General features: G+C 59.3%; 10 protein-coding genes and 1 pseudogene. 9 read left to right on the top strand and 2 right to left on the bottom strand.

Annotation, left to right across the window (positions count from 1 at the left end):
- Positions 1-266 (top strand): annotated as a pseudogene (locus tag HMPREF9538_RS06815) (MFS transporter); the annotation flags it as partial.
- Here HMPREF9538_RS06815 and HMPREF9538_RS06820 read toward each other — a convergent pair.
- Positions 261-1,151 carry an IclR family transcriptional regulator domain-containing protein gene (locus tag HMPREF9538_RS06820; RefSeq protein WP_009485870.1) on the bottom strand — a complete coding sequence of 297 codons (891 nt, stop codon included), beginning with the start codon at positions 1,149-1,151 and terminating at the stop codon, positions 261-263. The pseudogene HMPREF9538_RS06815 and the gene HMPREF9538_RS06820 overlap by 6 nt on opposite strands.
- Before the next feature lie 115 nt (positions 1,152-1,266).
- On the opposite strand from HMPREF9538_RS06820, the gene HMPREF9538_RS06825 reads away from it, so the two are divergent.
- The 7 genes from HMPREF9538_RS06825 to benD all read left to right on the top strand — a co-directional run bounded on the left by HMPREF9538_RS06825 (position 1,267) and on the right by benD (position 7,519).
- Positions 1,267-2,430 carry a muconate cycloisomerase family protein gene (locus tag HMPREF9538_RS06825; RefSeq protein ID WP_072158546.1) on the top strand — a complete coding sequence of 388 codons (1,164 nt, stop codon included), beginning with the start codon at positions 1,267-1,269 and terminating at the stop codon, positions 2,428-2,430.
- A 19-nt stretch (positions 2,431-2,449) separates the two neighbouring features.
- Complete coding sequence (catC, locus tag HMPREF9538_RS06830; RefSeq protein WP_002906471.1) at positions 2,450-2,740, top strand: muconolactone Delta-isomerase; 291 nt, start codon at positions 2,450-2,452, stop codon at positions 2,738-2,740.
- A 66-nt stretch (positions 2,741-2,806) separates the two neighbouring features.
- Positions 2,807-3,733 (top strand): catechol 1,2-dioxygenase, encoded by a 927-nt coding sequence (catA, locus tag HMPREF9538_RS06835; protein WP_004175986.1) that lies wholly within the window; start codon positions 2,807-2,809, stop codon positions 3,731-3,733.
- Positions 3,734-3,842: 109 nt separating this feature from the next.
- Positions 3,843-5,225: a Rieske 2Fe-2S domain-containing protein gene (locus HMPREF9538_RS06840; RefSeq protein ID WP_009485868.1), complete on the top strand. Its 1,383-nt coding sequence runs from the start codon at positions 3,843-3,845 to the stop codon at positions 5,223-5,225.
- The gene (gene benB / locus HMPREF9538_RS06845; protein ID WP_004180096.1) at positions 5,225-5,710 is read left to right on the top strand and encodes a benzoate 1,2-dioxygenase small subunit; all 486 of its coding nucleotides are present in this window, start codon (positions 5,225-5,227) and stop codon (positions 5,708-5,710) included. Before HMPREF9538_RS06840 ends, benB begins: the two co-directional genes overlap by 1 nt.
- A gap of 9 nt (positions 5,711-5,719) precedes the next feature.
- Positions 5,720-6,736, top strand: a complete 1,017-nt coding sequence (benC, locus tag HMPREF9538_RS06850) for a benzoate 1,2-dioxygenase electron transfer component BenC (protein WP_009485867.1) — start codon at positions 5,720-5,722, stop codon at positions 6,734-6,736.
- A gap of 9 nt (positions 6,737-6,745) precedes the next feature.
- Complete coding sequence (benD, locus tag HMPREF9538_RS06855; protein WP_004180092.1) at positions 6,746-7,519, top strand: benzoate diol dehydrogenase BenD; 774 nt, start codon at positions 6,746-6,748, stop codon at positions 7,517-7,519.
- Here the strand turns inward: benD and yddG are convergent.
- Positions 7,516-8,394, bottom strand: coding sequence for an aromatic amino acid DMT transporter YddG (gene yddG, locus HMPREF9538_RS06860; protein WP_002906464.1), 879 nt, complete (start codon positions 8,392-8,394; stop codon positions 7,516-7,518). The genes benD and yddG overlap by 4 nt on opposite strands.
- Before the next feature lie 225 nt (positions 8,395-8,619).
- Between yddG and HMPREF9538_RS31770 the strand changes: the two genes are divergently transcribed.
- Positions 8,620-9,912 (top strand): molybdopterin-dependent oxidoreductase (locus HMPREF9538_RS31770; protein ID WP_148671942.1); only part of this gene is annotated, 1,293 nt, incomplete at its 3' end.

The following is a 9,912-nucleotide window of genomic DNA, read 5'->3' as shown; positions in this document are numbered from 1 at the left end:
CCCGCAGCTACAGCGCCTCTATTGCGCTGCCGTCTGGCCTGAGTGGCGCCATGGCGCAGCAGGCGGCGTCATCGATTGGCGAGGCGGTGAGTCTGTCCCAGGCGCTGCCCGCCGGGGTGGCGCAGGCGCTGATGGCGGCGGCGAAGACGGCTTTTATTCAGGCTCATAGCCTGGTGCTGGCGACGGCGGGTGTATTGCTTCTGCTGCTGGCCGCCGGGATCTGGCGCAGCCTCGCCACCGTGGCGAAACCGCAGTCGGCGCTATAGCTGCAGCGACAGATCCATCGCCGCGCGCCGTAGCGGGGCGAGAGCCTTCTCTTTTAACGCCGCGGCGCTGACCGTCGCGGCAGGTACCCCGACATTCAGGGCGGCCACCACCTGACCGTGACGCGACAGCACGGGTACCGCCAGCGAGCACAAGCCTACCTCGATCTGCCGGTCGGCGAGGGCATAGCCCTGCATGCGCACCCGGGCGATCTCTGCACGTAAACCGGACAAATCGCACAGGGTATGCGGAGTGTAGCGAATAAGCGTAACTCGTGACAACGTCACTTCCAGCTGTTCCTCCGGCAGCGCGCTCAGCAACACCCGCCCCATCGACGTGGCCCACGCCGGCAGGCGGCTGCCGCGCCCCAGATCGATGCTCAGTAAATTATTGACCGCCGCGCGGGCAATATAGAGCACGTTATCCCCGTCGAGCGTGGCCGCCGAACAGGATTCGCCGAGCGCTTTGCCAAGATTATCCAGCGCCGTCTGCGCCACCTTGGCCAGCGGCGTGCCTGCCAGATAGGCGTGGCCGACGGCCAGCACCCGGGGGAGCAGTTCATAGCTACGGCCATCCGGACTGTGCACCATGCCCAGCGCGGCGAGGGTATACAAACAGCGGCGTACCGCCGCGCGCGAGATTTGCGTTTTCTGGCTGAGCTGGGAAATGGTCAGCCGCTGGCGCTGGGGGGTGAAGGCGTTAAGGACCTCCAGCCCGCGGGCCAGAGACAGCATAAAGTTAGGGTCGTGCTCGGCCTGCCTGGCGCTCAGCGTATTGGGGATATTGTCGCTCATCGCATCCTTCTCCGTTGCAGCGTAAAGCTCACGGCAGATCACTATACCTTGCGCAAAATGGGGCGCGCTGAATTGTGCCGGTTTTACCACCATGATCACATTAATAACCGTCTTTTAACAAACGCGTCGATAATCGCACAACATTTCGATTATCGCCGTTGACCATCCGCCAGGCTGAACCCTATTGTCAATGGCACAGACCCCCGTTATGGATGTGGGTACAAAAAGTTATATATCTCATCAGGAACAGAAAATGACTGCCACCGTAGAGCAAATCGAGAGCTGGATTGTGGATGTCCCGACCATCCGGCCGCATAAATTGTCGATGACCACCATGGGCTGCCAGTCGCTGGTGATCGTGCGCCTTACCCGTTCCGACGGCATCTGCGGCATCGGCGAAGCCACCACCATCGGCGGCTTGAGCTATGGCGTTGAGAGCCCCGAGGCCATCTCGTCGGCGATCACCCATTATCTGACGCCGCTGTTAAAAGGGCAGCCGGCCGATAACCTGAATGCGCTGACCGCCCGCATGAACGGCGCCATTAAAGGCAACACCTTTGCGAAGTCCGCCATCGAAACCGCGCTGCTCGACGCTCAGGGCAAAGCCTTAGGTCTGCCGATATCAGCCCTGCTCGGCGGCGCGTTGCAAACGGCGTTGCCGGTGCTGTGGACCTTAGCCAGCGGCGATACCGCGAAAGATATCGCTGAAGGAGAAAAACTGTTGGCCGAAGGCCGCCACCGGGCGTTCAAACTGAAGATCGGCGCGCGTGAACTCGCCACCGACCTGCGTCATACCCGCGCCATCGTTGAAGCGTTAGGCGACCGCGCCAGCATCCGTGTCGACGTCAACCAGGCCTGGGACGCCGCCACCGGCGCGAAAGGCTGCCGCGAACTGGCGGCGATGGGCGTCGATCTTATCGAACAGCCTGTCAGCGCCCACGATAATGCCGCCCTGGTGCGGTTAAGCCAGCAAATTGAAACCGCGATCCTCGCGGATGAAGCGGTCGCGACCGCTTACGATGGTTATCAGCTGGCGCAGCAGGGCTTTACCGGCGCTTACGCGCTGAAAATTGCCAAAGCCGGGGGGCCGAACAGCGTGCTGGCGCTGGCCCGCGTCGCGCAGGCGGCAGGGATTGGCCTGTACGGCGGCACCATGCTGGAAGGCACCGTAGGGACCGTGGCTTCTCTGCACGCCTGGTCGACGCTGCCGCTGCAGTGGGGTACCGAGATGTTCGGCCCGCTGTTGCTGAAAGACGATATTGTCAGCGTGCCGCTCACCTTTGCCGACGGTCAGGTGGCGCTGCCGCAAACGCCGGGACTTGGCGTCGAGCTGGATGAAGACAAACTGCATTTTTATACCCGCCAGCCGTAGCGGGGAACAGGAGAAAAAAATGTTATTTAAAGTGGAGATGACCGTCAATATTCCGCCTGGCTTTCCCGCCAACGAGGCGGAGGAAATAAAACAACGCGAAAAAGCCTATTCGCAACAATTACAGCGGGAAGGCAAATGGCGACATATCTGGCGCGTTGCCGGCCTTTATGCCAACGTCAGTATTTTCGATGTTCAAGATGCCGAAGAATTGCATCAAATATTAATGGGATTGCCGCTATATCCCTTTATGGCGATAAAAGTGGAAGCCCTCTGTCGTCATCCGTCATCAATTCGCGATGACGATCGCTAATAATAATATCTGACCTCACGCCGGTATTACCGGCGTATACCCTGCAAAATATAAGAGAGAACCAGTATGAGTAATGTATTCGTACAACAACCAGCTATTCAAAAATTATTACGCGATAGTGCCGGATTAGATGTTGCCGGCGGCGATGAACGTTTTAAGGCGATTATTCATCGTCTGCTGGAAAATATCTGCACGCTCATCGACGACTATAACGTTACGGAAGAAGAGTTCTGGCACGCGGTAAACTATTTGCACGAGCTGGGCGGGCGTCAGGAGGCGGCGCTGCTGGCGGCGGGTCTGGGACTGGAGCATTTCCTCGATCTGCGCCAGGACGCCATCGACGCGGCAGCGCATCGGGAAACCGGCACCCCGCGCACCATCGAAGGGCCGCTGTACGTGGCTAATGCGCCGCTGGCCGAGGGTCACGCCCGCATGGATGACGGCGCCGACGCCGGAGAAGTGATGTGGCTGCACGGTGAAGTCAAAGACACCGAAGGCCGGCCAGTGGCCAACGCTATTGTTGATATCTGGCACGCCAACACCCTCGGAAATTATTCCTTCTTCGACCCAGGCCAGAGTGAGTACAACCTGCGCCGGCGGATCCGCACCGGCGCTGATGGCCGCTACAGCGTGCGCAGCATCATGCCCTCCGGCTACGGCTGCCCGCCGGATGGCCCAACCCAGAAACTGCTGGACAGACTGGGTCGCCACGGCAACCGTCCGGCGCACATTCACTTTTTCGTCTCCGCGCCGGGTCATAAACATCTGACCAGCCAGATTAACCTCAATGGCGATAAATACCTGTGGGACGATTTTGCCTTTGCCACCCGCGACGGCCTGATTGCCGATCCGGTAAAAGTGACCGACCGCGAGATCATCGCGCAGCGCAATCTTGAGGGAGAGCACACCGAGGTTTGTTTTGATTTCACCCTGTGTAAAGCGCTGAGCGCCGACGAAGAGCAGCGCGGGATCCGCGTGCGCGCCAAAGAGTAAGCGGCATTATCGGCCCCGGGCACGCTACTGCCCGGGCCAGATATTGCACTCGAAAACGAAGAATTCACCCTGTTTCTTTCATCCTGAATCCTGCAGGAGGGACCGACTCATGCAAAAAACGCTCTCGACGCTCAAAGACAAAATCAATAATGCCTTAGTTGTCGACCGTGAAAATCATATTTACCGTTGCCACCGCTCTATATTTACCGACCAGCAGTTATTTGATTTTGAAATGAAACATATCTTCGAAGGAAATTGGGTTTTTCTTGCCCATGAAAGCCAGATTGCCGAGCCGGGAGATTATTATACCCTGACGCTGGGACGGCAGCCGGTTATTATTACCCGCGATAAAAAGAATGAGCTGCACGCGCTAATTAACAGCTGCGCCCACCGCGGCGCCATGTTATGTCGACGCAAAACCGGGAATAGAAATTCTTTCACCTGTCCGTTCCACGGCTGGACCTTCAGCAATAATGGCAAATTATTAAAGGCCAAAGATGAGAGCACTGGCGGCTATCCGCCGAGCTTTAAACAAGACGGCTCCCACGACCTGCAAAAATTGCCGCGTTTTCAGTCTTACCGCGGTTTCTTATTCGGTAGCCTCAATGCCGACGTGCAGCCGCTGGAGGCCTATCTCGGGGAAACCTGCAAGATTATCGACCTGATCGTCGACCCGGCGCCGGAGGGGCTCGAGGTACTTAAGGGTTCGTCGAGCTATGTATATGAGGGCAACTGGAAACTGGGCGCGGAAAACGGCGCCGATGGCTATCACGTCAGCGTGGTCCACTGGAACTACGCCTCAACCATGTCACGCCGCAACTATGAAGCGGAAGGGACGCACGCGGTGGATGCCAACGGTTGGTCAAAAAGCCTCGGCGGCGGCTATGGATTTGATAACGGCCATATGCTGTTGTGGACCCGGGCGCTCAACCCGGAAGTGCGCCCGGTCTATGCCCACCGCGAACGGCTGCAGGCGGAATTTGGCGAACGCCGTGCCGACCAGATGGTCAACGAAACCCGCAACCTGTGCCTGTACCCCAATGTCTACCTGATGGATCAGTTCTCGACGCAAATCCGCGTGATCCGCCCCATTGCGGTGGATAAAACCGAAGTCACCATCTGGTGCTTTGCGCCGAAAGGGGAATCCGACCAGGCCAGAGCGCTGCGTATCCGCCAGTACGAGGATTTCTTTAACGTCAGTGGGATGGGGACGCCGGACGACCTCGAAGAGTTCAGCGCCTGTCAGCGCGGCTATCTCGGCGAAAATCTGCCATGGAGCGACCTCAGCCGCGGCGCGCTGCGCTGGGTCGATGGCGCGGATGAGCATGCGCAACATGCCGGCTTTTCGCCGCGGTTAAGCGGGGTGAAATCGGAGGACGAAGCGCTGTACATCGCCCATCACCACCACTGGCAGACGCTGATGCTGGCGGCCATTGAACAGGAACAACAGCGTTACGACCAGTCCATTACCCAGCGCGTGGAGGTGGCCTGATGCTTAACCTCGAACAGGTTCGCCAGTTTCTCTACTACGAAGCCCGTCTGCTGGACGATCGTCAGTGGGACGAATGGCTCAGCTGCTACAGCCCGCAGGTGGTCTACTGGATGCCGGCGTGGGGCGACGATGACCAGCTGACCCGCGACCCGCAAAAAGAGATTTCGCTTATCTACTACCCCAACCGCGAAGGGCTGGAGGATCGCGTCTACCGCATTAAAACCGAGCGCTCCGGGGCCAGCACGCCAGAGCCGCGGACCACCCATATCATCAGCAACGTTGAGCTGCTGGGCGAAAGCGACGAGGGTCTGGAGGTGCGTTACAGCTGGGTCACCTGGAGCCATCGCTATCAGCACACGGATGCCTATTTCGGCTCTACCTGCTGCACGCTAATTGAGCAGGACGGCAGGCCGCAGATCGTCCGTAAAACTGTGCGCCTGAATAACGACTATATCCGTCAGGTGATTGACGTTTACCACATTTAAGAGGCGCTTATGACCTTCAATATTGCTCTTAATTTTGAGGACGGCGTAACCCGCTTTATTCAATGCCATGCCGGAGAGAAGGTGCTGGATGCCGCCTATCGCCAGAAGGTGAATCTGCCGATGGACTGCTCGGACGGCGTTTGCGGTACCTGCAAATGCCACTGCGCCAGCGGTGAGTACGACCTGGGTGAAGATTATCTCGACGAGGCGTTAAGCGACGACGAAGCGCAGGCCCGCCAGGTGCTGACCTGTCAGATGGTCCCGACCAGCGACTGCGTGATCGATGTGCCGGTGGCCGCCGCGCAGTGTAAAACCGCGCTGACCAACACCGGGGCGCAGGTACGACAGGTGAATTTACTGTCCGATACCGCCATCGAACTGGTGGTCGCCCTCGATGAGCCGCTGGCCTTCCTGCCGGGGCAGTACGTCAACATTCAGGTGCCGGGTACGCCTCATGTCCGCGCCTACTCATTTAGCTCGCAACCGGGTTCCCTCGAAGGGCGTTTTCTGATCCGTAACGTGCCTGGCGGGATGATGAGCCAGTGGTTAACCCAGCGGGCGCGGCCCGGCGATCGTCTTACCCTCAGCGGCCCGATGGGCAGCTTCTATCTGCGCCACGGCGAACGTCCGCTGCTGATGCTGGCGGGCGGTACCGGCCTGGCGCCGCTGCTCTCCATGCTCCATACCCTGCAGACACAGGGCAGCCAGCGTCCGGTGATGCTGCTGTACGGTGTTACTCGTGACTGCGATCTGGTGAAAACCGACGCGCTGGATACCTTTATTCAACAGTTGACGGGGTATCGTTGGCTACCGGTGGTGGCCGATGAAAACAGCACTTGCCCGCAGCGCGGCTTTGTCACCGACCATCTCGACGATGCGATGCTGAACAACGGCGACGTGGACATCTATCTCTGCGGCCCGCCGCCGATGGTTAACGCGGTTGCCACGGCGTTGCGCGACCGCGGGATCACCCCGGCGGGGTTCTGGTATGAGAAATTTATCGCCAGCCAGAGCGCGGCGGCATAAGGAGGCAAAATGCGTTTTACCGATAAAGTCGTCGTCATCACCGGCGCGGCGCAGGGCATTGGCCGCCAGACGGCGGAGCAGGCGGCTGCAGAAGGCGCGGCTCTGCTGCTCATCGATCGCTCGTCATACGTCCATGAGCTGGCGGCGACGCTGGCGCAATCCGGCTGTCTGGTGCTGGCGCTGGAGGCGGATCTGGAAGCGTGGGAAAGTACCGAGCAGGCGTTTGCCGCCGGGGTCGCTCATTTTGGCCGTATCGACGTGCTGATCAACAACGTTGGGGGCACCATCTGGGCGCGCCCCTTTGCCGAATACCAGCCGGATCAGATTGAGAAAGAGATCCGCCGCTCGCTGTTCCCCACGCTGTGGGGCTGCCGCGCGGCGCTGCCATGGATGCTGAAGCAGGGCAAAGGCAGCATCGTCAACATTTCGTCGGTGGCGACGGCGGGAGTGAATCGGGTGCCGTACTCGGCGGCGAAAGGCGGCGTTAACGCGCTGACCCGCTCGATTGCCATGGAGTACAGCGGCAGCGGTATTCGGATTAACGCCGTGGCCCCGGGCGGGACCGAGGCGCCGCCGCGCCTGACGCCGCGTAACGAAGAGCAGCCGAGCGAGCAGGAAAAGGCGTGGTATCAGCAGGTCGTCGATCAGACGGTGGCGAGCAGTCTGCTGCACCGGTACGGCACGCTGGCGGAACAGGCGAATGCGATCCTGTTTCTCGCCAGCGATGAGGCCAGCTATATCACCGGCGTGACGCTGCCGGTAGCCGGAGGCGATCTCGGCTAACGGCGGGTGGCGTACCAGCAGAGCAGGGAGCCGAGACATACCATCCCGGCCCCCTGCCAGAAGGACCACGACAGGGTCGCACTCAGCAGGATCGCCGCCAGCGCAGAGGAGAGCACCGGCGTGAAGTAGGAGGCCGCCGCCAGTAGGCTGACGTTGCCGTGCAGGATGCCAACGTTCCACGCCGCGTAGGCCAGCCCCAGCGCCACGGAGACCGTCATCAGCTTAATGACCACCGGCCAGCTAAACAGCATCGGTGGCTGGTCGCTGGCGAGAAATTTCAGCCATAGCGTCAGGGCGGTTAACAGGACGAACAGCGTAATGGCGTTTTTACCGCGGGCATATTTGGCCGTCACCGTGCAGTAGGCGGCCCAGATAAACGCCCCGACAAAGGCCAGCAGATAGCTAAGCGGGCTGGAAATGACGTTACTGATAATCTCATCGGGCTGTAGCCCATGCTCACCGCCCAACACCCAGCCAACGCCCAGCAGGGCGAGAATCAGGCCGGGGATCACCAGCCAGCTGCTTTTCTGGCCATTAAAGAGAATGGCGAATAAAATCGTCAGGCTGGGCCACAGGTAATTGACCATCCCCACCTCAATGGCCTGCTGGCGGCTGGCGGCATAGCCCAGCGACAGCGCGAGGCAGATTTCATAGCTGACAAACAGCACGCTGCCGGCCAGCAGATAGCGACGCGGGATCTGGCGCAGGTTGGGAAAGCCGACGGTAAAGATCAGCAGCAGGCCGCTAAGGCTGTAAATCATCGCCGCGCCGCCGACCGCTCCCAGTCCTTCGCTGACGCCGCGAATCAATCCGACCATCGTGCTCCATAAGATAATGGCGGCGAAGCCGATGGTCGTGGCTCTCTTTTTCTCCATGCTTTTCCTGATGGTTACGCAAATGCAGCCGGCATATATATCATCTTTTTATCGGTGAGGGGCGAAATTTTCCGCCGTTGCTAACCCTTAGGGATTAGCGAAAATGGCCAGGGCTGGCGATTAAGGGGGCGAAGGTTTTCCTCCTTGATTTGACGCAAATTTTCCCGGGATTTTGCTGTTAGTTTCCTCCGCGCGATGAATCAACATCCTGCATGGAGGAATGCAATGGACGTCAGCCGCAGAAAGTTCTTTAAGATCTGCGCAGGCGGTATGGCCGGAACTACCGCCGCCGCCCTGGGCTTTGCCCCTAAAATGGCGCTGGCTCAGGCACGCAATTTCAAATTGCTGCGTGCGAAAGAGATCCGCAACACCTGCACTTACTGCTCCGTGGGCTGCGGGCTATTAATGTATAGCCTCGGCGACGGTGCGAAAAACGCCAAAGAAGCGATCTACCATATCGAAGGGGACCCGGACCATCCGGTGAGCCGCGGCGCGCTGTGCCCGAAAGGGGCAGGCCTGCTGGACTATGTCCACAGCGAAAACCGTCTGCGTTATCCGCAATACCGCGCCCCGGGCTCGGATAAATGGCAGCGCATCTCCTGGGATGAAGCCTTTAACCGCATCGCCCGACTGATGAAAGCCGACCGCGACGCCAACTTTATTGAAAAGAATGAACAGGGCGTGACGGTTAACCGCTGGCTTTCCACCGGCATGCTGTGCGCCTCGGCGGCAAGCAATGAGACCGGCATGCTAACGCAAAAATTTGTGCGATCGCTGGGTATGCTGGCGGTAGACAACCAGGCGCGCGTCTGACACGGACCAACGGTAGCAAGTCTTGCTCCAACATTTGGTCGCGGTGCGATGACCAACCACTGGGTGGATATCAAAAACGCCAACGTCGTGGTGGTGATGGGCGGTAACGCCGCCGAAGCCCATCCGGTGGGTTTCCGCTGGGCGATGGAGGCGAAAAACAATAACGACGCCACGCTGATCGTCGTCGACCCGCGCTTTACGCGTACCGCGTCGGTGGCCGATATCTATGCGCCGATTCGTTCCGGTACCGACATTACCTTCCTGTCGGGCGTGCTGCTGTACCTGATCGAAAACAATAAGATCAATGCCGAGTACGTTAAGCATTACACCAATGCCAGCCTGCTGGTGCGGGATGATTTTGCCTTCGAAGAGGGGCTGTTCAGCGGCTACGATGCGGAAAAACGCCAGTACGATAAATCGTCCTGGAACTACCAGTTCGATGAAAACGGCTACGCCAAACGCGATGAAACGCTCACCCACCCGCGCTGCGTGTGGAATCTGCTGAAGCAGCACGTTTCCCGCTACACGCCCGAGGTGGTCGAAAACATCTGCGGTACGCCGAAAGCGGACTTCCTTAAAGTGTGCGACGTGCTGGCCTCAACCAGCGCCGCGGACCGCACCACCACCTTCCTGTATGCCCTGGGCTGGACGCAGCACACCGTCGGCGCGCAGAACATCCGCACCATGGCGATGATCCAGCTGCTG

Origin of the sequence: Klebsiella sp. MS 92-3, from assembly GCF_000195655.1 — a bacterium.
Taxonomy (GTDB): Bacteria; Pseudomonadota; Gammaproteobacteria; order Enterobacterales; family Enterobacteriaceae; genus Klebsiella; species Klebsiella pneumoniae.
The sequence above is the reverse complement of the archived record's forward strand: the minus strand, read 5'-3'. Positions and strand labels throughout refer to the sequence as shown.